General features: G+C 69.1%; 17 protein-coding genes. 8 read left to right on the top strand and 9 right to left on the bottom strand.

What is annotated here, in order from left to right; genetic code table 11:
- The first annotated feature begins 62 nt into the window (after window positions 1-62).
- The 6 genes from BMX85_RS06880 (at window position 63) to BMX85_RS06855 (ending at window position 6,945) form a co-directional block, all read left to right on the top strand.
- Window positions 63-722 carry a response regulator gene (locus BMX85_RS06880; protein WP_090314983.1) on the top strand — a complete coding sequence of 220 codons (660 nt, stop codon included), beginning with the start codon at window positions 63-65 and terminating at the stop codon, window positions 720-722.
- On the top strand, window positions 719-2,110 hold the full coding sequence (locus BMX85_RS06875) for an ATP-binding protein (RefSeq protein ID WP_229210311.1): 1,392 nt from the start codon (window positions 719-721) through the stop codon (window positions 2,108-2,110). Before BMX85_RS06880 ends, BMX85_RS06875 begins: the two co-directional genes overlap by 4 nt.
- Window positions 2,111-2,141: 31 nt before the next feature.
- Window positions 2,142-3,326 carry a pantetheine-phosphate adenylyltransferase gene (coaD, locus tag BMX85_RS06870; protein WP_090314982.1) on the top strand — a complete coding sequence of 395 codons (1,185 nt, stop codon included), beginning with the start codon at window positions 2,142-2,144 and terminating at the stop codon, window positions 3,324-3,326.
- Between the two features lie 395 nt (window positions 3,327-3,721).
- A complete protein-coding gene (locus BMX85_RS06865) occupies window positions 3,722-4,840 on the top strand; it encodes an acyl-CoA dehydrogenase family protein (RefSeq protein WP_090314980.1) in 1,119 nt (372 codons plus the stop codon).
- A 25-nt stretch (window positions 4,841-4,865) separates the two neighbouring features.
- Window positions 4,866-5,726, top strand: a complete 861-nt coding sequence (locus BMX85_RS06860) for a phosphate/phosphite/phosphonate ABC transporter substrate-binding protein (RefSeq protein ID WP_090314979.1) — start codon at window positions 4,866-4,868, stop codon at window positions 5,724-5,726.
- On the top strand, window positions 5,704-6,945 hold the full coding sequence (locus BMX85_RS06855) for a ferritin-like domain-containing protein (protein ID WP_229210310.1): 1,242 nt from the start codon (window positions 5,704-5,706) through the stop codon (window positions 6,943-6,945). The genes BMX85_RS06860 and BMX85_RS06855 overlap by 23 nt, the downstream gene beginning before the upstream one ends.
- A gap of 13 nt (window positions 6,946-6,958) precedes the next feature.
- On the opposite strand, the gene BMX85_RS06850 is transcribed toward BMX85_RS06855, so the two are convergent.
- The 7 genes from BMX85_RS06850 to BMX85_RS06820 form a co-directional block, all read right to left on the bottom strand.
- Window positions 6,959-7,696 carry a tetratricopeptide repeat protein gene (locus tag BMX85_RS06850; protein WP_229210309.1) on the bottom strand — a complete coding sequence of 246 codons (738 nt, stop codon included), beginning with the start codon at window positions 7,694-7,696 and terminating at the stop codon, window positions 6,959-6,961.
- A 15-nt stretch (window positions 7,697-7,711) separates the two neighbouring features.
- Complete coding sequence (locus BMX85_RS06845; RefSeq protein WP_090314973.1) at window positions 7,712-9,808, bottom strand: bifunctional 2',3'-cyclic-nucleotide 2'-phosphodiesterase/3'-nucleotidase; 2,097 nt, start codon at window positions 9,806-9,808, stop codon at window positions 7,712-7,714.
- A 175-nt stretch (window positions 9,809-9,983) separates the two neighbouring features.
- Window positions 9,984-11,744, bottom strand: a complete 1,761-nt coding sequence (locus BMX85_RS31415) for a DUF3443 domain-containing protein (RefSeq protein WP_090314971.1) — start codon at window positions 11,742-11,744, stop codon at window positions 9,984-9,986.
- A 9-nt stretch (window positions 11,745-11,753) separates the two neighbouring features.
- Entirely contained in the window at window positions 11,754-12,227 is a 474-nt protein-coding gene (locus BMX85_RS06835; RefSeq protein ID WP_090314969.1) for a DUF2844 domain-containing protein, read from the bottom strand.
- 143 nt (window positions 12,228-12,370) lie between these two features.
- Window positions 12,371-14,773: a TonB-dependent receptor plug domain-containing protein gene (locus tag BMX85_RS06830; RefSeq protein ID WP_090314967.1), complete on the bottom strand. Its 2,403-nt coding sequence runs from the start codon at window positions 14,771-14,773 to the stop codon at window positions 12,371-12,373.
- 167 nt (window positions 14,774-14,940) lie between these two features.
- A complete protein-coding gene (locus tag BMX85_RS06825) occupies window positions 14,941-15,549 on the bottom strand; it encodes a hypothetical protein (protein ID WP_143067916.1) in 609 nt (202 codons plus the stop codon).
- Window positions 15,546-16,352, bottom strand: coding sequence for a PhzF family phenazine biosynthesis protein (locus BMX85_RS06820; protein ID WP_090314963.1), 807 nt, complete (start codon window positions 16,350-16,352; stop codon window positions 15,546-15,548). Before BMX85_RS06820 ends, BMX85_RS06825 begins: the two co-directional genes overlap by 4 nt.
- Window positions 16,353-16,411: 59 nt before the next feature.
- Between BMX85_RS06820 and BMX85_RS06815 the strand changes: the two genes are divergently transcribed.
- Window positions 16,412-19,597: an error-prone DNA polymerase gene (locus tag BMX85_RS06815; protein WP_090314962.1), complete on the top strand. Its 3,186-nt coding sequence runs from the start codon at window positions 16,412-16,414 to the stop codon at window positions 19,595-19,597.
- Window positions 19,598-19,765: 168 nt separating this feature from the next.
- The gene (locus tag BMX85_RS06810; protein ID WP_090314960.1) at window positions 19,766-20,446 is read left to right on the top strand and encodes an isochorismatase family protein; all 681 of its coding nucleotides are present in this window, start codon (window positions 19,766-19,768) and stop codon (window positions 20,444-20,446) included.
- 370 nt (window positions 20,447-20,816) lie between these two features.
- On the opposite strand, the gene BMX85_RS06805 is transcribed toward BMX85_RS06810, so the two are convergent.
- Together BMX85_RS06805 and BMX85_RS06800 are read right to left on the bottom strand one after the other, a co-directional pair.
- Window positions 20,817-20,996, bottom strand: a complete 180-nt coding sequence (locus tag BMX85_RS06805) for a hypothetical protein (RefSeq protein WP_090314958.1) — start codon at window positions 20,994-20,996, stop codon at window positions 20,817-20,819.
- The gene (locus BMX85_RS06800) at window positions 20,996-21,418 is read right to left on the bottom strand and encodes a PRC-barrel domain-containing protein (RefSeq protein ID WP_090314957.1); all 423 of its coding nucleotides are present in this window, start codon (window positions 21,416-21,418) and stop codon (window positions 20,996-20,998) included. Before BMX85_RS06800 ends, BMX85_RS06805 begins: the two co-directional genes overlap by 1 nt.
- Window positions 21,419-21,538 lie beyond the last annotated feature (120 nt).

Genomic DNA, 21,538 nt, shown 5'->3' with positions numbered 1-21,538 from the left:
CGGCGCGCGCTGGCGTGGCCTCTACCTGCGGAATGCGACAACAACAAGAAAGGAAACACCCAATGCGACTTCTGCTGGTAGAAGACGACACGATGATCGGCGAGGTGGTGCTCGACCTGCTGCGGGCCGAGCACTACGCGGTCGACTGGGTCAAGGACGGCGACATGGCCGACACCGCGCTGCAAACGCAAACCTACGACCTGGTGCTGCTCGACCTGGGCCTGCCGCGCAAGGACGGCCTGGAGGTGCTGCGCTCGATGCGCGCGCGCAAGGAGCTGACCCCGGTGCTGGTGGCCACGGCGCGCGACGCCAAGGAGCAGCGCATCGCCGGCCTCGACGCCGGCGCCGACGACTACGTGCTCAAGCCCTACGACCTCGACGAGCTGCTGGCGCGCATCCGCGCCTTGCTGCGCCGCTCGGCCGGGCGCGCCGAGCCGGTATTCGAGCACGGCAACGTCTCGGTCAACCCGCAAACGCGCGAAGTGATCGCCGACGGCAAGCCGGTCAACCTGTCGGCGCGCGAATGGGCCGTGCTGGAAGCGTTGATCGCCCGCCCCGGCATCGTGCTGTCGCGGCACCAGCTGGAGGAAAAGTTGTACAGCTGGAAGGACGAGGTCAACAGCAACGCCGTCGAGGTCTATATCCACGGCCTGCGCAAAAAGCTCGGCGCCGAGTTGATCCAGAACGTGCGCGGCCTCGGCTACATGGTGCCCAAACTATGAAGGTGAAGGTCAAGATGCCGTCGTTGCCGCGGGTGCCCGTCGTCACGCACTCGCTGCGCGGCCGGCTGCTGTGGTTCCTACTGGCGGCCATCACCATGGCGGCCATCGCCCAGGCGCTGATCGCCTACCGCAGCGCGCTGAGCGACGCCGACCAGATCTTCGATTACCACATGCAACAGATGGCCATGTCCTTGCGCTCGAGCGCGACGCTGACCAACAAGGCCGCCGACGCCGTGGCCGACCCCGAAAATGACGACCTGGTGGTGCAGGTGTGGACCCCCGACGGCGCCCAGGTGTTCCGCTCGCTGTCGCGCGCGGCGCTGCCGCAGCGCGCCGTGCTGGGCTTTTCCAACGTCAAGGCCAACAACACCACCTACCGCATCTTCTCGGTGCAAACGAGCAACCAGACGGTGCAGGTGGCGCAGGACATGGCGGTGCGCCAGCGCATGGCCGGCACCCTGGCGCTGCGCACCGTCGGGCCGATCGCCGTCATGGCGCCGATCCTGATGCTGGTGGTGTGGTGGGTCGTGTCCGGCTCGCTCGCGCCGGTGTCGCGCGTCAAACGCCAGGTCGCCGCGCGCCAGGCCGACGATTTGTCGCCGGTGTCGGAAAACGACTTGCCCGACGAGGTGCTGCCGCTGGTGCACGAACTCAATTTGCTGTTCGGCCGCGTGCGCACCGCCTTCGAGGCGCAGCAACATTTCGTCGCCGACGCCGCCCACGAGCTGCGCTCGCCGCTGGCCGCGCTCAAACTGCAGGTGCTCAGCCTGGGCCGCGCCCAGGACGAGGCCGCGCGCAACGTCGCCATCGGCCGCGTCACGGCCGGCATCGAGCGCGCCACCCGGCTGGTCGAGCAACTGCTGGTGCTGGCGCGCCAGGAGGGCTCGGTCGACGACGTCCGGCTCGAGCCGGTCAGCCTGTCGGACCTGGTCAAGCGCACCCTGGGCGACATGGCCGGGCTGGCGCAGGCGCGCCAGATCGACCTCGGCCTGCACCACGCCGACGAGGCCGGCGTCGACGGCCAGCCCGACGCCCTCATCATCCTGCTGCGCAACCTGGTCGACAACGCCATCAAGTACACGCCGGCCGGCGGCACGGTCGACCTCGACCTGCGCCGCGTGCCCGGCGCCAAGGGCGGGCCGGGCCGGGTGGTCCTCAGCGTCGACGATTCCGGCCCCGGCATCCCGGCCGACGAGCGCGAGCGCGTGTTCAACCGCTTCTACCGCGTGCCCGGCAGCGCGGCCGGCGGCAGCGGCCTGGGGCTGGCCATCATCAAGTCGATCGCCGAGCGCCACGGCGCCGTGCTCACGCTCGGCCAGTCCGCGCGTTTGGGCGGGTTGCGGGTCAATCTCGATTTTCCCGAGACCGCGGCGCCCACTCCGGTCTAAAATGCGCCTTTGACATCGGTGGGAGCGGCGTATGAAGAAGATCGGCTTTTCGGGCACCCTGGACCCGATCACCAACGGCCACATGTGGGTGATCAACGAGGCGCGCTCGATCGCGGACGAAGTGGTGGTCTTTCTGTCGGAAAACACCGCCAAAAAGCCCAAGTTCACGGCCGAGGAGCGCAAGAGCATCATCGCGCTCAGCTGCGCCGAGCAGGGCTGGGACAACGTCCAGGTGGTCATCGTCAAGGGCGACTACACGGCGCGCGCGGCCAAGAAGCACGGCGCCGACTGCCTGATCCGCGGCATCCGCACCACGGCCGACTTCGACTATGAAAACCTGATCCAGCAAACCAACGTCGACGTGCTGCAGGGCGCCAAGACCATCTTCGTCATGCCGCCGCGCGACCTGGGGTCGGTCAGCTCGAGCTTCGTCAAGGCGCTCGAGGGGCCGATCGGCTGGAACTGGATCATGAAGAAATTCGTGCCGGGCCCGGCCTACCACGCCTGGGTGCTCAGCTGGCTGCGCAAGGAATGGGAAACCCTGTGGGACTACGCCCACGCCGACGTGCCGGCCATCGCCCACGCCGACCAATGGTTCGTGCGCCTGACCGGCGCCACCGCCTACGGCGGCGCCGACCGCCACTACCACAACCTCGACCACCTGGTGCACGGCCTGTGCGAAATCCGCGCCTGGGCCGCCAACACCGGGCCCGATCCGCTCGACGTCGACGTCGTCAAGCAAGCGTTCTGGTTCCACGACGCCGAATACGGGCGCCACGGCGAGAGCGGCGCGCCCACCAACGAGGAGGCGAGCGCCCAGCTGTGGCTTGGCAGCCACCTGGCGCAGCAGATGGACGACGCGGCGCAGCTGATCCGCGCCACCGACCATTTCCAGGAAGCGTCGGTGACGCACCGGCTCAAGGACGTCATGCTCAGCGTCGACCTGGCCATCCTCGGCCAGGATGACGAGGTGTATCAAAATTACGCGCGCGGCATCCGGCGCGAATACAGCCACCTGCCGGACGTCAAATACCGCCAGGACCGCGGCGGCGCGCTGGCGCACCTGTGCCGCAAGGCCGAAGCGGGCCAGCTGTTCGGCAACGCCTACTTCGCCGACACCTACAACGGGCGCGCCATCGACAACATGCGGCGCGAAATGGCCGCCCTCGGCAACGCCGGGGTCAAGTCTGTCATTGCGACACAAGCGCAACCGTAGCGCGGCGTAAGGCGGCCGCCGGCCCGACCAGGGGCAAGCCCGCGCGCGATGGCGCACTTGACGCCGGGTATGGCGCGCGGCGGCGCGGCGCTCTCTGCTACACTGGGCGCGCCGTCACGATCGTCGCAAGCCGGTCCGCCGTCACGCCGATCCCGTCTCCGTCAGGAGCGGGCGGGTCCGCCGGCCGCGCATCCCCATGCCCCGCGAGGCTGGCTTGCCACGATCCGCCGGCAGTACCGTTTCGCAGCGCTGCCATCGTGCAGGTCAGCCGAACATGAGAGGTACGCCGCGCCCGCCGCGCCGCCGCCCCCGGCCGTGGCGGCCGCCACACGCCTGTCTGTTTGCCGCCCGCCGGCCGCGTCCCCGCGTCGTCATTGTCGTTGTAAAGGGATGTCATGCCTTACCTGCAAACACTCGATTCCATCGTCCTGTCCACCATCGCCCCGGCCGCGCAGGCCACCGACCGCGACGCCGTGTTTCCGCGCGCGGCCATCGCCGCGCTGGGCCGGGCCGGGCTGCTCGGCCTGATCAGCGCCGAAGCGGTCGGCGGCGGCGGCCGGGGCCTGGCCGAGGCGGCCCAGGTGGTCGAACGCATCGCCCGCGCCTGCCCGTCGACGGCGATGGTGGTGTGCATGCACTACTGCGCCACCGTCGTCGTCGAAGCGTTCGGCGCCGAGGCGCCGCGCCGCGACATCGCCGCCGGCCGCCACCTGAGCACGCTGGCGTGGTCCGACGGCGGCTCGCGCAGCCACTTCTGGGCGCCGATGGGCACGGCCCGGCGCGACGGCGGCCACGTCGTCATCGACGGCAGCAAGACCATGGTCACCTCGGCCGCCGAAGCCGATTCCTACGTGTGGTCGACCGGCCCGGCCGACGGCGCCGGCGTCAGCAGCCTGTGGCTCGTCGAGCGCGACAGCGAGGGCCTGGGCGAAGCCAAATTCTTCGACGGCCTGGGCCTGCGCGGCAACCGCTCGTCGCCGTTGCGCGCCGACGGCGTGCGGGTGCCGGCCGCGGCGCTGCTGGGCGCCGACGGCGGCGGCTTCGACATCATGGTCGGCCAGGTGCTGCCGGTGTTCGCCACGTTGAGCGCGTCGTGCTCGCTGGGCCTGATGGACGCCGTGCTGGAGGCCGCCTGCGGCCACGTCACCGCCAGCAAGCTCGAACACCTCGACAGCGCGCTGGCCGAGCTGCCGACCATCCGCGCCTACCTGGCGCGCGCCCGCATCCAGGCCGACCTGGTGCGCACCCTGCGCGACGACACCGTCGCCGCGCTGGCGGCCGGCCGCGCCGACGCCATGCTGCGCGTGATGCAGGTCAAGGCCGCCGCCGCCGAGTACGCGCTGGAGGTGAGCGACACCGCCATGCGCGTGTGCGGCGGCGCCGCCTTCCGCAAGGACCTCGGCATCGAGCGCTATTTCCGCGACGCCCGCGCCGCCTCGGTGATGGCGCCGACGTCGGACGTGCTGTACGACTTCATCGGCAAGGCCGTCTGCGGCATGCCGGTTTTCGGTTGATCAAGCGACCCACACAAGGACACACATGACAAGCACACCACTGATGATGGGCGCGGTCGCCTACGCGCCCAAGGTCGTGACGATCTGGGAAGGCTTCAAGCAGTACTTCCGCCGCCACGGCCTGGCGTTCGACTACATCCTCTATTCCAACTACGAGCGCCAGGTCGAGGCGCAGTTCGACGGCGCCATCGACGTGGCCTGGAATTCGCCGCTGGCGTGGGTGCGCGCCGAGCGCATGGCCGCCGCGCGCGGCCTGGCGCTGGACACGGTGGCGATGCGCGACACCGACCGCGACCTGACGTCGGTGCTGGTCACGCGCGCCGATTCGCCGGTGACGGAGTTGGCCTGGCTGGCCGGCAAGACCATCGGCTTCGGCGCCATCGACTCGCCGCAGGCGCGCCTGATCCCGCTCGACTATCTGCGCCACCACGGCCTGCTGGCCGGACGCGACTTCATGGCGCGCCACTTCGACGTGCTCGGCGGCAAGCACGGCGACCATATCGGCGGCGAGCGCGACGCCGCGCAGGCGCTGGTCGACGGCGAGGTCGACGCCGCCTGGATGATCGACGGCAACCACATGGCGTTCTCGCGCGAAGGCTTGCTGGCGGCCGGCGCCACGCGCATCCTGGCGCGCACCGACGCCTTCGACCATTGCAACTTCACCGTCAGCCCGGGCGCGCCGGCCGCGCCGGTCAAGCGGTTCGCCGAGTTGCTGCTGGCGATGCGCTGGGACGACGCCGCCGTGCGCCCGCTGCTCGAGCTGGAAGGCTTGCGGCAATGGCTGCCGGGCCGCACCAGCGGCTACGACGCCTTGCACCGCGCCGCCGACGATGAACGATTCTACGACCAGGCGGGGCACATCATTGCAAGCGACTATCGATATTGAGCAACTCGGCTTCGACGCCGGCGCCCACGTGCTGGTCAAGCACGCGCTGGCGGCGTTGGCGCCGGGACACACCCTGCAGGTGCGCGGCCGCGCCTGCGGCTGGGAAGGCCAACTGATCGCGTGGTGCCGCACGCAGGGCCACCAGTGCGCGTTCGCGCCGGACGGGGCGGGCGGCAACGTCGCCACCGTGCGCCATAGCCTCGACAGCGCCGACGGCGCCGACAGCGCGCCCCCGGCCGGCGCGGCCGGGCGCTGGCGCGGCGCGCTGCGCACCGGCCACGCCGACCCGGCCTTGCCCGGCGCGCTGGCCGCGCACGCCGACGCCCGCTGGGGCCTGGCCGCGCGCGGCGCGACCGTCGAGGCCGGTTCGCCGCCGATCGCCTTCCGCCTGGCCGGGCGCGACGAGGTCTGGGGCGAGCGCGCCGCCGACCTGTACGCGCAGGCCGCCGCCGCCCAGTGGGACCCGCAAACGGCGATCGACTGGGCCGCGCCGTTCGAGCTGCCCGACATCGTCGAGGACGCCGTGGCGCAGGTGCTGACCTACATGATCGAAAACGAGGTCGCCGCGCTGGTGGTGCCGGCGCGCTTCCTCGGCCAGCTGCATCCGCACTACCGCGAGGTGCAGGCGGTGCTGGCGATCCAGGTCGCCGACGAGGCGCGCCACATCGACGTGTTCACGCGCCGGCTGCGGCTCAAGGGCCGCGAGCCCGGGCTGTCGACGGCCGGCGGCCAGGCCTCGCTCAAGACCCTGCTCGACGAGCCGGACTTCTCGGTGGCCGAATTTTTACTGTCGGTGCTGGGGGAGGGCACGTTCGTCAGCCTGCTGCACTTCCTGCACGAGCACGCGCCGGACCCGGTCACGCGCCAGATCGCCCGGCTGGCCGCGCGCGACGAGGCGCGCCACGTCGCCTTCGGCATGACGCACCTGGCCGCGCGGCTCGACAGCGATCCCGGTTTCCGCGCGCGGCTGGCCAACGCCGTGCAGTCGCGCAACGACGCGCTGTCGGCGACGTCGGGCCTGAACGAGGAAGTGTTCGACGCGCTGATCCTGCTGGCGGCGGGGGCATTGACGGTGCCGGCGATCGCGGCCGGCTACCTGAAGGTGCAGCAATTGATGCGCGACATGGCCGAGGGGCGCCAGGCGCGGCTCGAGCGGCTCGGGTTCGGCAAGGAGGCGGCGCAACACCTGTCGTCGCTGCATACCCGCAACTTCATGTGACGGCCGGCGCCGCTTAAAAGCGGTTCCAATTGTTGTGGCGGTGCTCGGTCGCCTCCTTGAACAGGTGGCCGGCGCGGCGCTCGTCCCTGGCGCTGTGGGCGTCGCCCAGCTGCACCGCCATCGCCAGTTCCTGCAGCGCCGGCGGATACTCGTGTTCGGCCGCCTGCTCCAGCAGCGCGCGCGCCCTGGCCGGGTCGCGCGCCACGCCGCGCCCGTCGCGGTAGAAGTACGACAGCAGGAACATGGCGTGCGCGTTGCCGCCTTCGCTGGCGGCCGCCAGCCAGCGCGCGGCCAAGGGGTCGTCGCGCGCGACGCCGTCGCCGTTCTTGTAGAGCTGACCGAGCACCAGCGCCGCCCGCGCGTGCCGTTGCTGCGCCGCCAGCTTGTACCACGGCGCGGCGGCCGCCGGTTGCGCGGCCACGCCGGCCACGCCCAGCCGCAGCAGCTCGCCGAGCTGGAACGCCGCCTCGACGTCGCCGCCGCGCGCGGCCCGCTCGAACCACTGCAGCGCCTCGGCGCGCTGCGCCGGCCGGGTCTTATACAGCAGCGCCAGCTCGCGCTGGGCCACCGGCATGTCCTGCCGCGCCCACGCCATCAGCTTGCGCTCGGCGGCGGCGTCGGCCTGTTGCAGCGCCCGCATGCCGATCGTCTCGATCTGCGCCGTGTCGGGCGGATCGCGCTGGATCTGGCAGCCGAACAACAGCGCGCAGGCCAGCGCGGTCGCCGGCATCGTCACTGAAGGCTTGTTCATCGTCGCGCTCCCGGTTTATTTGCTCAGATCGATGGTGTACTTGGCGAAGCCGCTCGCGTCGAGCCCGCCCTCGGCGGCGACGGCGGCGATGCCGCCGCTTTTGGCCAGCGCCAGGTGGCCCGGCGCCGAGCGCAGGATCACCGGACCGGCGGTGGCGGTCTTGACGAAGCTCCAGCTGCGCGCGCTGCCGTTGGCGGCCAGCGTGACCTTGCCGCTGGCGGCGCCCAGCGCCGCCAGGTAGTTGCTGACCACGGTCTGGTTGGCGTCCGGCGACTTGATGATGGTCTTGCTGCCGTCGATGCCGGGCACGGCGCCGCCGCCGCCGGCGCGGTAATCGTTGGTGGCGACGATGAAGTCGTCGCCGTCGGCCACCGGCTTGCCCAGGTAGGTCAAATTGGCGATGCGCGCGCCGGCCGGCTTGGTGACGTCGATCTGGTACGTCAGGGCGTTGTTTTCGGCGTAGAACACGTCGTAGTTATAGATGGTGCCGTAGCTCGGCACCAGGTCCTGCTCGGCCGTCCTGGCCGGATCGATCTGGGCGAATTGCTTGGCCGACGTCTCCAGCCACGCCTTCAAGTCCGCCCCCTTGATCTTGACCGCCTGCAGGTTGTTGTTGCTGTACAGGTAAAGGTCGCCCGGGTTGCGCACCTGCAGCCCGACCGGCGCGGCCGCGCTGGCGCCCGGCGCGACGTCGGTGAAGTCGGACGGCCCGTTGCGCCCGGCCTTGAACGGCGCGCTGCACGAGATCACCGGAATGTTCTTGTAGCTGGCCAGCGTGGCATCGGTGCTGGAGGCGATGAACTTCTTGACGTAGTCGAGCTGCGCCTGGTTGACCAGCTGGATCGCGCTGACGTCGCCGGCCAGCGCGAAGTAGGCCGACATCTCGAAGTCGGTCGCCACGCCCAGCGGCTGCTTGGCGTAGGCGATGGTGGCGGCATGCTCGGCGGCCACCAGCGGCGCGATCGCCGGATCGGCCTTGACGATGGTGGCGCCGTCGGCGTACTTGAAGCCGCGCGACTCGACCGTCGTCTTGGCCGGCTGCACCACCCACTTGCCGCCCGTGTAGGCCAAGGTCATCTTGATGATGCCCAGGCGCCGGCCCCAGCTTTGCGCCATGACGGTCGGCACGCCGTTGACGAAGCCGTTGACGGCGTCGATCTTGGCGCTGGCCGGGAAGGCGGCGAACGAGGCGTCGAGCGCGGCGGCGCCCGGCTCCTTGCCTTTCGGGAAGATCAGGTGCGAATGGCCGATCAGCAGCGCGTCGATGCCGGTGGTGGTCAGGTGGTAGCTGCCGTTCTCCATCTTCGGGCTGTACGGGCTCGGATCGAGGCCGCCGTGCGACAGCGCCACGACCAGGTCGGCGCCCTTGGCGCGCAGCTCGGGCACGTACTGCCTGGCCGCCTCCTGCACGCCGGTGACGGCGACCTTGCCGGCCAGGTTTTTCTGGTCCCACTCGAGGATCTGCGGCGGCACAAAGCTCAGCAGGCCGATGTTCATCTTGACGTCGAACCTGGCGCCGTCGGGCGCGGTGGCCGAGAAGGTGCGCGGCAGCACCACGTACGGTGGCACGATCGGCTTGCCGCTGGCCACGCCGGTGACGTTGGTCAGGGTCAGCGGGAAGGCCGGGGCGCCGCAGGTGCCGCCCGGCTTGGCCACGCCGGGGATGCCGAAGTCGGTGTTGGTGATCTGGCTCAGCAGCGGCAAGCCGTAGTTGAACTCATGGTTGCCGAAGCCGCCGCCGTCGTACTTCATGGCGTTCATGGCCTTGTGCACGGCCATCGTCTCGGTGCACGGGATCGGCTTGGTGACGGCCTGCAGGTCGCCCAGCAGGGTGCCCTGGATGGTGTCGCCGTCGTCGAGCAGCACGTTGTTGGGGGTCTCGGCGCGGGCGGCGGCCACCAGGGTGGCGGTGCGTTCGAGGCCCAGGCTGGTGTCCTCGGCCAGCGAATAATAGTTATAGCTCATCACGTTGGCGTGGATATCGGTGGTCTCCATCAACGCCAGGGTGACGGTGGTGCCCTCGGGAATCGCCGGCACCGGATTGGACTCGCCGCCGCACCCGACCACGCCCGCCGCCACCAACGCCGCCACCATCACCGAATTCGTTCTCATCGCATCCTCAAAAGATATAAAAATCAAGGTGGCGACTTTAACGAAACTACATGACCGCGCTGTGACAAGCGTTAATGCGTCAAACACCGGGGTCAAGTCTGTCATTCGGACACCGACACAACTGTACCATGCATCAGCACGTGTCCGAATGACAGACTTGACCCCGGCTGTTGGGTTAGTAGGCCCACAGCGGGCCGGTCTTGCCGTTGACCGTGGCGCCCTCCAGCACGACGAACACGCGGCGCCCGTAGAAGAACGGCAGGCCCCAGTCGAAATAGTCGCTGTCGCCGGCGGCGGCGCCCGTCAAGGGGCCGCCGACCGGCGCGGCCCGGACCGTCGACGCCAGTTGCACCAGGTTGACGATGTCGAAGGCGACCGTGGCGCTGGCGCTGCCGTCGGCGGCGGTGGTGGTCGCGCTCAGCGCCAGCGCCGCGGCCGGGCAGAAGAAGTCGCCGCCGGAGCAGGTGCGGATCGTCGCGTCGGTGAAAAAGTAGCCGTTCGAGCCGCTGTCGATGAAGCTCGAGCCGGATGTCTTGCCCTTGTAGGTGGTGCGGAAGTCGCCGCCGCTGTCGGTCTTGAACACCGTCTCGCCGGCGATGCCGTTGTTGGCCTGCGTGTTGACGCCGAAGATCAACGTGCCGCTGACCGACGTCAGGCCGGCCGTGCCCACCGCCGGCAGGCTCACCAGCACGCCGTTGTTGTTGACGGCGAACGCGGCGACCGGGTTGCCGACCTGCGAGGCGAGCGGCATGGCGCTGGCCGTGCAGGCGCCGCCGGCGCAGGCGTAGTAGACGCCGGCGATGGCCGCCCGCGCGCAGGCGTCGCCGCAATCGTGCCGGAACAGGCCGACGCCGAGGATGCCTTTGGCGCCCAGCGCGGCCAGGGTGCCGAGGTTGTTGCCGGCGCTGCTGCAGCTGGCGGGGGTGGCGGCGTAGCCGGCGCCGCCGTCGCCGACGACCTGGATCGGGATGCCGGCGGCCAGCTCGTCGGCCATCCTGACGTCGGCCCGGCGCACCGCGCCCCATGTGTAGCCGCTGATGAACTTGCCGCATTCGGCGGCGTCGGCGCCCGACGGGGTTGGCACCGCCGGCAGCGCCAGGCCGGTGTCGAGCGCCGACGCCAGCAGGCGCAGGCCGTACGAGCCGGTGTCGAGCAGCACGTGGTCGATCACCTGGCAGGTGGCGGTGCCGGGCCGGCACACCGTCACGTCGACGTAGGGGACGTTGATGACGCCGCCCACGCCGGCCGGGCCGCTGTCGACGCTGATGGGGATGCTGTTCGACAGCGCCGCCGTCACGCTCAGCGCGGCGCTGGCGCTGGCGCTGCCGCCGTCGCCGCTGCAGGTCAGGCTGTAGGTGAAGTGGCCGGCGCCGGCGGCGGCGATCGTCACCGCGCCGGAGGTCGCGCGGGCGCCGCTCCAGGCGCCGCTGGCGATGCAGCCGGTGGCGTTGGCCGACGACCAGCTCAGCACCGACGTTTGCGCCGTGGTGACGGTGGCCGGCGCCAGCGCCAGGTTGGTGGTGGGCGTCGGCGGCGGCGTGCTCACGACCACCGCGGCGGTGCCGCTGGCGCCGCCGCAGGTGAGCGTGTAGTTGGCCGCGCCGGCGGCGCCGGCGATGACCGTTTCGGAACCGCTGGCGGCGCGCGCGCCGCTCCAGGCGCCGGCGGCGGCGCAACCGGCGGCCGGCGCGTTGCTCACGCTCCAGTTCAGGGTGACGAGCTGGCCGCTGGTGGTGGCGGTCGGCGTGGCGCTGATGCTGACCACCGGGGTGGCGGCCGCCGCGTCCGGCATGGCGGCCGTGCTTGCAGACGTGGTGGCGGTGGCGGCCGGCGCGGAGCCGCCGCCGCATGCGGCCAGCGCCACGGCGAGCATGGCGCCAGCGACGGCGCGGACCCACGCCGGGCGGCGGGCGCCGCGCTGCGCTGCTGGTGTCATGCGGCGATCCTATTCAATGGTGGTGGTGTCGAAGCCGGCCGGCAGCGCGCTGGGGATCCAGGCGTGGCCGGCGAACGAGCGCATGTGGCCGTTCGAGACCAGCACCACGTCCGACTGCCCGAGCGCCAGCTGCGAGTGGCCGGCGCGGGCGCGCTGGCCGGCGGCGCCGGTCATGACGGCGAATTTCTCGCCGAGCAGCGTGCGCAGGTCCGGCAGCACCGGGCCGCGCCAGCTGACGGCGAACACCCTGCCGGCCGGGTCGCTGTATTCGCGCACCACGGTGCCGCTGTCGAGGGTGCTCTGGCTGACGGTGTAGACGGCGTCGGCGGCGGCGGCCGTCGCGGCGGCGCCGGTGGCGGCCAGGCGCCGCGCCGTGGTGGCGGGCGCGCCGCCGAAGTCGGACGGCGAACCGCCCAGTGCCGCGTAGGCGAGCGCGCCCTGCAGCAAGGTAAGGAATAACATGAGGGCGATCGCGTGGCGCATGGCGTGCTCCGTTGCCTGGAATAACGGCAAGTGTAGGCGGCGATCGGGTTGAATTGCGTTAGGGAAATGTAAGCAAACGTAAAGCAGATTAGCGGCGGCAAAAAAAAACGGCGCCCGCGGGCGCCGTCTTTAGGCGGGCCCGATTAGAAGCGCACCCACAGCCGGCCGAAGTAGGAGGCGCCGTTCAGGCCGAACTGCACGCTCTCGTACTTGAAGCCGTTGTCGGTCTGGTCCGGGTCCTGCGAGGTCGGCTTGACGTTGAAGATGTTGTTGCCGCCCAGGGTGAACTTCATGTTCTTGTTGATCGTGTACGTGAAGCTCAGGTCGGCCGAGGTCTTCGACTCGTAGCGCTGGTTGGCCACGCCGTTGGCGGTGCCGTCGAAGGTGCCCAGGGTTTGCGGACCGAAGTGGATGATCTTGAAATCGGTCTCCAGCGCGCCGGTGACGAAGTCGAAGCCGAGGGTGACCTTCGATTTCGGCGCGCCCTGCTCGATGTACAGGCGTTCCTTCTCCGACAGCAGCACGTCCTCGAAGCCTTGCAGCGCGGCCGGCGCGTGGATGCCGGTGACCTCGGTCTTGCTGGCGTTGAGCGCCAGGTAGGTGGTCAGGCGGTTGGCGCCGAAGTTGGCCTTGTGCGAGGCGGTCAGGTCCAGGCCCTGGGTCTTGGTGTCGACCGAGTTGACGAAGAACTGCGCCTCGCCCACGCCCAGCGCGGCCAGGCGGTCGGCCAGGTCCGGGTAGTTGTCGGCGTTGAAGCGGCCCGACAGCACGATGCGGTCCTTGATCTTGATGCGGTACAGGTCGGCCGTGACGGAGATGGCGTCGCTCGGCGTCCAGGTCGTGCCCAGCGTGAAGCTGGTCGACTTTTCCTCCTTCAGTTTCGGGATGCCGGCCGCGTTGGCGACCACGCCGCCGTTGGGCGCGAGCACCACTTCCTTCGGCACGCCGCCGATGAAGTCGGTGAAGGTGGTCGACAGGTGGCTTTGCTGCAGCGACGGCGCGCGGAAACCGGTGCTGGCCGAGCCGCGCAGCAGGGTGCTCGGCGCCACGCGCACCGAGCCGGCCAGCTTGCCGGTGACGGTCGAGCCGAAGTCGCTGAATTTCTCGTAGCGCACCGCCGCCTGGGCCTTGACGGCGTCGGTCAGGTCGGCCTCGAGGTCGAGGTAGGCGGCGTTGCTGTGGCGCTTGGCCTTGGTTTCGTCGCCCGGCTGGAAGCCGGGGAAGCCTTGGCTGCCGGCGTTGCCGCCGTTGCCGACGCCGTCGGCGTCGACGTAGGAGCCGCGCTCGCCGGCAAAGATCTTGAATTCCTCGCTGCGGTACTCGCCGCCGAAGGCGACGTTCAGGCCGCCCCCGAGCACGCCGTCGTAGTAGCGCGACAGGTCGACGTTGGTGGTCAGCTGCTGGAACGAGAAGCCGCCGGCGTCGAAGGCGCTGGCGCTGACGCCGCGGCCGCCGGCGAGCAGGTCCTGGTTGGCGATCGAGGCGTTGATCGTGTTGCTGATGTTGTACATCATCTTGTTGTAGCCGTAGGTCTGCGACAAGTCGGTGTTCCATTCGCCGAGCTTGATGCGGTGGCCGATGGTGCCGTAACGGTCGTCGATCTTGGCGTTGATGAACGGCACGAAGCCGTTCGGGTACATGGCGGCCGAGTTGCGGCTCGGGATGTCGTCCGAGCCGACGCCGCCGCGCGCGAACGCGGCCGACGAGCCGTCGCGCTTCTGGGCGCCGGCGGTGAAGTACAGCTTGCCCGTGCCGGTGGTCGGCAGTTCGCCGTTCAGATAGATGGTCTGGTTCTCGGTCTTGGTGTCGCCGATGATGCGCGGGTTGTCGGCCTCGGCGCGGTTGGAGCGGCCGCGGTCGAGGTATTCGCCGGTGATGCCGACGACGCCGCCGTTGCCGATGCTGAAACCGCAGTAGGCCGAGCCCAGGTAGTTTTCGCCGTCGCCGGCCGAGTACTGGCTGTAGCCGGCGATGGCTTCGCAGCCGAGGCTCTTTTTGAGGCCGATGTCCATGACGCCGGCGATCGCGTCCGAGCCGTACTGGGCGGCGGCGCCGTCGCGCAGCACCTGCACGTCCTTGATGGCCAGCATCGGGATGGCGTTGAGGTCGGTGCCGGTGTTGCCGCGGTTGCGCGCGCCGAACAGGTTGACCAGCGCGGTGGTGTGGCGGCGCTTGCCGTTGACCAGCACCAGGGTCTGGTCCGAGCCGAGGCCGCGCAGCGCGGCCGAGTCGACCAGGTCGGCGCCGTCCGAGCCGCTCTGGCGGGTCGAGTTGAACGATGGCGAGATATACGTCAGCGACTGCGCCAGGTCGAACTGGCCGCCCTGTTCGGAGACCTTGTTCATCGGGATGATATCGACCGGCACCACGGTGTCGGTGGCCGACGAGGTGGCGCGGCGCGAGCCGACCAGGGTGACCGTTTGCATGGGAGCGGCGGCGGCCTCGGCCGGTGTGGTCTGCGCCTGGACGGCGGGGGTCACGGTCAGCGCGGCGGCGCCGTAGAGGGTGAACAAGACGGCGTTGCGTAAGATGGTGTTGGCTGGCACGTTTAGGCTCCCATGAAAAATTTGATTCTATTCAAATAATTTATATTGATATGGGTTTTCTGCCAATTTTGCGTTTAAACACTATTTAGTGTTGTTTTGGCGCGCCAACCGGGGCCGCGCGGGCGTCCGGGCTACGTAGTGTTACGGAGTCGGGCGGGCGGATATGATTAATGTCTGTACTGGAACTTGCCGTTGCACTGGAAGCCGAACTTGAACGGCGGCGGCTCGAAATCGTGCTCGCACAGACGGCGCGGCACGCCGTCGTAGGCGACCAGCACGCCTTGTTCGCCGATGAAGACCTGGATCGTCCCGCCCCATTCGTTCAGGACGTGGTCCGGCTCTGGATCGAGGCGTCTGAATGCGTCGTAGTATAGGCGCGTGTTCGGGTCGAAGCGGTTTTTACGCGGCGTGTAGACCATGCGGCTGACCGATGCATCGGGCATTTGCCTGAGCGTGCGCTCGGTTGCCCATGCGCGCGACTCGGGTGTCAGGATGGAAGGCGACAGCGCCCCCGCCGGCATCGGCTTTTTACCCCGGAACGTGGCATAAAGGGCGATGCCCTCGGCTTGCTCGTTCAGTCGCGGTCCCCCGACGAGGGGCCGGTAGACTTCCGTGTACGATAAATAAATGATGGCCACGATGGCCGCAAGGACCAGCAAAGCCCGTGCGAAAAGCGCCCTGTCCGACATCGGCGGTTGCCGCATGGGCATGGGCTTGGGTATGTGCTTGTGCAGGAGTGTGTATTTGTATTTGCGCTTGCGCCTGGACTTGCTCATCGGCCGTCCCCGGTGGCGAGGCCTGCCGCGCCGCCGACCAGGACGCGGGTGCCGCCGGCGCCGATGGCGGCCCGGATGCGGCATGGCTGGCCGAGGTGGGCGCCCTGGTACACGGTCACGTCCGCGCCCAGGTGGACGGCGAGGGCGCCGGCGGCCACGCCGGTGGCGGCGTCCTCCAGCGCCGGGTCAAGGTGGTTGAAGTTGCGGCCCTCGAGCGCGCCGTCGGGCCGGCGGCACCACGCGTAGCAACCGTTGACGCCGTGCGCGCGGCCCCATGCGGCGATGGCTTGCAGGTCCGGGCGCAGCGCTTGCAGCGTGGCGCTGTCGGCCACCTCGAGCAACAGCTTGAGGCTGCCGACCGAGGCGACGGCCGGGGTCGACGCCAGCGCGAGGCCGGGCGCGGCCAGCAGGCGTGCCGGCAGATCGGCGGCGAGCGCCGGTTGCTCAACCGGTTGCGGCGCCAGTTCGATGAACACGTCGCCGCCATCTTCGGCCAACGCCAGTGTCAGCGGCTGGCCGCGCAGGGCGGTGCGCACCGGCAGTGACGGGCGTTGCGGCGACAGCAGCACCTGCGCCGCCGCCAGGGTGGCGTGCAGGCACAGCGGACTGCGGGTATGTGGATAGTAATAGTCCAGCGCCACCCCGCCGTCGGGCGCGGTGTCGATGAACACGCAGGCGGGCAGGGCCCGTTCGCGGGCGAAGCGCTGGCGTTGGTCGGGGCTGGAACGATCATGTTGGACCACGAGGGCGGCGTTGCCGCCGCCGGGAACGGTGCCGAAGCAAAGCAATTGATGAATTGTCATGACTTGAGTATAACGCGAGGTTAAGGTGTAAAATACTGTACATAAACACAGTATAAATCATGAGCCCGCCACTTATCCCAACATCGCCACCCTCGTCACAGGGACTGCCGGCCTACGCCGAGCTGTTCTGCATGAGCAACTTCTCTTTCCTGCAGGGCGCGTCGCGGCCCGAGGAGCTGGTCGCGCGCGCCGTCGAGCTCGATTATGCGGGGCTGGCCATCACCGACGAGTGTTCGCTGGCCGGCGTGGTGCGCGCGCACGCGGCGGCCAAGGAGGCCGGCTTGCCGTTGGTCATCGGCAGCCACTTCCACCTGAAGAACCCGGACGGGACCGCCGCGTTGTCGCTGATCGCGCTGGCCAGGAACCGCGAGGGCTACGGCAATTTGTGCGAGCTGATCACGATCGCCCGCAACCGCGTCGCCAAGGGCAGCTACCTGCTCACGCCGGCCGACCTGGCCGCGCCGGCGCCGGCCTATGCGCATTTAAAGGGTTTGCCGGATTGCCTGATGATACTGCTGCCGCACTATCCGGCGCACCAGCCCGGCGACGTCGACCGGTTGCACGCGCAGGCGGCGTGGATGGAGGCGACCTTTCCCGGGCGCGCGTGGATGGGGCTGAACCTGCTGCAGCGCGCCTTCGACGAGGCGCACCGCCTCAGCATCGACGAGGTGGCGTTGCAGCACGGCATGTCGGTGGTGGCGCTGGGCGACGTGCGCATGCACGTGCGCTCGCGCAAGCCGCTGCACGACACCCTGACGGCGGTGCGGGTGGGTAAGCCGGTCGGCGAGTGCGGCTATGCGCTGGCGCAGAACGCCGAGCAGCATCTGCGCCCGCGCCTGCGGCTGGCCAACCTGTATCCGCCGGCGGCGCTGTTCGAGACGTTGCGCATCATGCAGGAATGCACCTTCAAGCTGACCGAGCTGCGCTACGAGTATCCGCGCGAGCTGGTGCCGGCCGGCCACACGCCGGCCAGCTACCTGCGCCAGGAAACCTACGGCGGCGCGGCGCGGCGCTTCCCGGCGGGGGTGTCGGACAAGGTGCGCGGCCAGATCGAGAAGGAACTGAAGCTGATCGCCGAGCTCGAATACGAACCATATTTCCTGACCGTCTACGACATCGTGCGGTTCGCCCGCGGCCAGGGCATCCTGTGCCAGGGGCGCGGCTCGGCGGCCAATTCGGTGGTCTGTTTCTGCCTCGGCGTGACCGAGGTCGACCCCGAGCGCAGCAACATGCTGACCGGGCGGTTCATTTCCCGCGAGCGCAACGAGCCGCCCGACATCGACGTCGATTTCGAGCACCAGCGGCGCGAGGAGGTGATCCAGTACATCTATAAAAAATACGGCGCCGACCGCGCCGCGCTGGCCGCCGTCGTCATCAGCTACCGGCCCAAGAGCGCGCTGCGCGACAGCGGCAAGGCGCTCGGCGTCGACCTGGCCATCGTCGAGAAGGTGGCCAAGGCGCACCACTGGTTCGACAGCCGGCATGACCTGGTCGGACGGCTGGCCGAGTGCGGGCTCGATCCGGACTCGCAACTGGCGCAGCAATGGGCCTCGCTGGCGATGATGCTGCTGGGCTTTCCGCGCCACCTGTCGCAGCATCCGGGCGGCTTCGTCATCTCGCACGAGAAGTTGTCGCGGCTGGTGCCGATCGAGGCGGCCACGATGGAGGGGCGCTGCGTGATCCAGTGGGACAAGGACGACCTCGAGGAGCTCGGCCTGATGAAGGTCGACGTGCTGGCGCTGGGCATGCTGTCGGCGCTGCGGCGCGCCCTCGACATGGTGGCCGAACGGCGTGGCGCGCCGTTCCGCATGCAGGACATTCCGGCCGAGGACAAGGCCACCTACGCGATGATGTGCCAGGCCGACACCATCGGCGTGTTCCAGATCGAGTCGCGCGCGCAGATGAGCATGCTGCCGAGGCTGCGGCCAAATAAATTCTACGATCTGGTGGTCGAGGTGGCGCTGGTGCGTCCCGGGCCGATCCAGGGCGGCATGGTGCATCCGTATTTGCAGCGGCGCCAGGACCCGCGCCTGGTTGAGTACCCGGCCGGACTGGAGGAGGCGCTGGGCCGCACCCTGGGCGTGCCGATCTTCCAGGAGCAGGTGATGCAGATCGCCGTCATCGCCGCCGGCTTCAGCGAAGGCGAGGCCGACCAGTTGCGGCGCGCAATGGCGGCCTGGAAGCGCAAGGGCGGCGTCGATCGATACCACGCCCGCATCGTCGACGGCATGACCGAGCGCGGCTACGATCCCGAGTTCGCCGAATCGATCTTCCGCCAGATCCAGGGCTTCGGCGAATACGGCTTTCCCGAATCGCACGCGGCCAGTTTCGCGCTGTTGACCTATGCCAGCTCCTGGCTCAAATGCCACGAACCGGCCGCCTTCCTGTGCGCGCTGCTCAACAGCCAGCCGATGGGCTTCTACAGCCCGTCGCAACTGGTGCAGGACGCCAAGCGCCACGGCGTGGTGGTGCGCGAGATCGACGTCACCGTCAGCGGCTGGGATTCGTCGCTGGAGGAACCGGTGGGAAAGCTGGGCCAGCCGGCGGTGCGGCTGGGCCTGTCGATGATGAAGGGCATGCGCGACGGCGCCGCCGAGCGCATCGAGGCGGCGCGCGCGCAGGCGCCGTTCGCCGGCGTGGCCGACCTGGCGCGGCGCGCCGACCTGGACCGCCACGACCTGCAGGTGCTGGCCGCCGGCAACGCGCTGGTCCACCTGGCCGGCAACCGCCGGCAGGCGCTGTGGCAGGCGGTCGGCGCCACGCCGGACAAGGACCTGCTGCGGCCGACCACGCCGGACGAGGCGGCGCCGGTGTTGACGCCGCCGACCGAGGGCGAGGAAATCCTCGGCGACTACCGTTCGCACGGCCTGACGTTGGGGCGCCATCCGCTGGCGCTGCTGCGCGCCAAGCTGCTGGAGCACCGCTTCCTGCCGGCGGCCACCTTGAACACCTACACCAACGGCATGCTGGCGCGCGCCTGCGGCATGGTGACGGTGCGGCAGCGGCCCGGCACGGCCAAGGGCGTGCTGTTCCTCACCATCGAGGACGAGACCGGCAACGTCAACGTCATCGTCTGGCCCAAGCTGGTCGAGGAGCAGCGCCGCGAGGTCTTGGGCGCGCCGCTGCTGGGCGTGTATGGCGTCTGGCAGCAGGAGGGCATCGTGCGCCACCTGGTGGCCAAGCGGCTGGTCGACATGTCCCACCTGCTGGGACGGTTGCCGACGATCAGCCGCGATTTTTGTTGAGGTGGCATTTTCGGTCCGGCGCCATGCCCCCCTTTCGGGGGGAATGCGGCGCGCGAACTTGCGTCGCGCCGGCAACATGGCCAAAAATTCAGGCAAGCTGACCGTGAGGGCGCGTTTCCGATCGCCCGCCGTCACCGTCCACAACTGCCCAACGAAGGAGAACCACCCATGCAAGATACGCCACATGCCAAACCCAGCACACTGCCCACGGGCGGCGGCGCCGCGCTGCTCGATCCCGCCGATACGCTGGTGCTGTTGCTGGACCACCAGTCCGGGCTGTTCCAGACCGTCAAGGATATCGCGGTGGCCGACCTGCGGCGCAATGTCGAGACGATCGCCAGGCTGTGCACCTTGCTCAAGATCCCGGTGATCACCACCGCCTCGGAGCCGGCCGGCAGCAACGGTCCGCTGATGCCGGAAATCCACGAGTACGCTCCGCATGCCGTCTATGTGCCGCGCAAGGGCGAGGTCAACGCCTGGGACAATGCCGACTTCGTCGGCGCGGTGCGCGCCAGCGGCCGCAAGACGCTGGTGATGGCGGGCGTGTGGACCAGTGTTTGCGTGATGTTCCCGGCGCTTGACGCCGTCGCGGCGGGCTACGATGTCTACGCCGTCATCGACGCCTCCGGCGATCCGAGCGAGATGGCCTCCCGCGTCTCCGTCGCGCGCTTCGCGCAGGGCGGCGTCAAACCTACCTCGACCAACGCGTTGCTGTCGGAACTGCACCGCACGTGGGCGCGCCCGGAAGCGGCGGAGCTGGCCAAGCTCTATGGCCTGGTCGCGCCGAACTATGCGGCCGTGGCGGAGAGCTACGCGCGTGCGCAGCAGGCGGCGCGGGACGCGGCTTAGGATTGCTCTTGGCGGCCGGGTGGCAGGGCAGGGGCCTTGGCCGGTCGCGGCCACGGTGCCGCGCGCCGAGCACGACCGCATCGCCCACATTCCGATGCGGCTGCTGGCCACTCTATAAAAGGTGTGTATGGGGCGTGCTCGCACCACTCCGTGCGGGAACGCTCGGCCTCACGGCCTAATGAGACAGGAAGAGACAAAAACCGACAGAAACCGCACAACGCCTGGCGCGACCTGTGGATACGCTTCCCGCGAATACGACGAGCTGGAAGACATGCATTAATTTTCCGATCAAAAAGACTTCGGCCGCCGGCTTGCGCTGGCGGCCGAAGCCGTACTACAACGATGACTGGAGAGTGGTTATCCCTCCAACTCATCGCCTCATGCGCCGCAGGTGGTCCGCCACCTGGTATTCGCGACCGTCGGACCAGCTCGCCAGCGTGACGGGGACGCCGGCCGGCGGCCGCGCCTGCGCCTGGCGCCGGCGCGCCACGCGCACCATCAACGTCGCCGTCAGCGCGGCCGCGCCGGCCAGCATGATCAGGGCCGACATCACAGCGGGCCGCTGTCGAGGTTGTCGTAGCGGGTGCCGTAGTAGCTGTGGATCTGGCTGGCCCAGGTCTGGTTGGCCATGTTCGGCCAGTGGTCGGTGTCGAAGCCGGGCGCGTTCTCGATGCGCTCCTTGTCGATGTTCAAGGTGAAGCGTTTGTTGACCGTGTCCAAGGTCAGCGCTTCCCATGGCACCGCGAACAGCTTTTCGCCGATGGTCAGGATGCCGCCCGACGACATGACCGCGTAGGCGATTTTGCCGGTGCGCATGTCAAGCATGATTTCCTTGATCTCGCCCAGGTGTTCGTTCTTCAGATTGTGAACGTGGTCGCCAATCAGCGTGTCGGCGCCCATCAGTTCCGGGCCTGGACCCTTGTTGCCGTTGTCGACATACATACCGTAAGCATCGCGTTCCGTGTAGCTCATGATGTTCTCCTCTAAGAATGAGTTGCTATTCTGACTTGCTTGATTGTGACGGTCTGTACGCTGAAACACAGTCGGCATGGATTGCCAAACCGGCTATTTTTATCAATTAATCAATCGGAC

Source organism: Duganella sp. CF517 (assembly GCF_900110275.1).
Classification (GTDB): Bacteria; Pseudomonadota; Gammaproteobacteria; order Burkholderiales; family Burkholderiaceae_D; genus Rugamonas.
The sequence above is the reverse complement of the archived record's forward strand: the minus strand, read 5'-3'. Positions and strand labels throughout refer to the sequence as shown.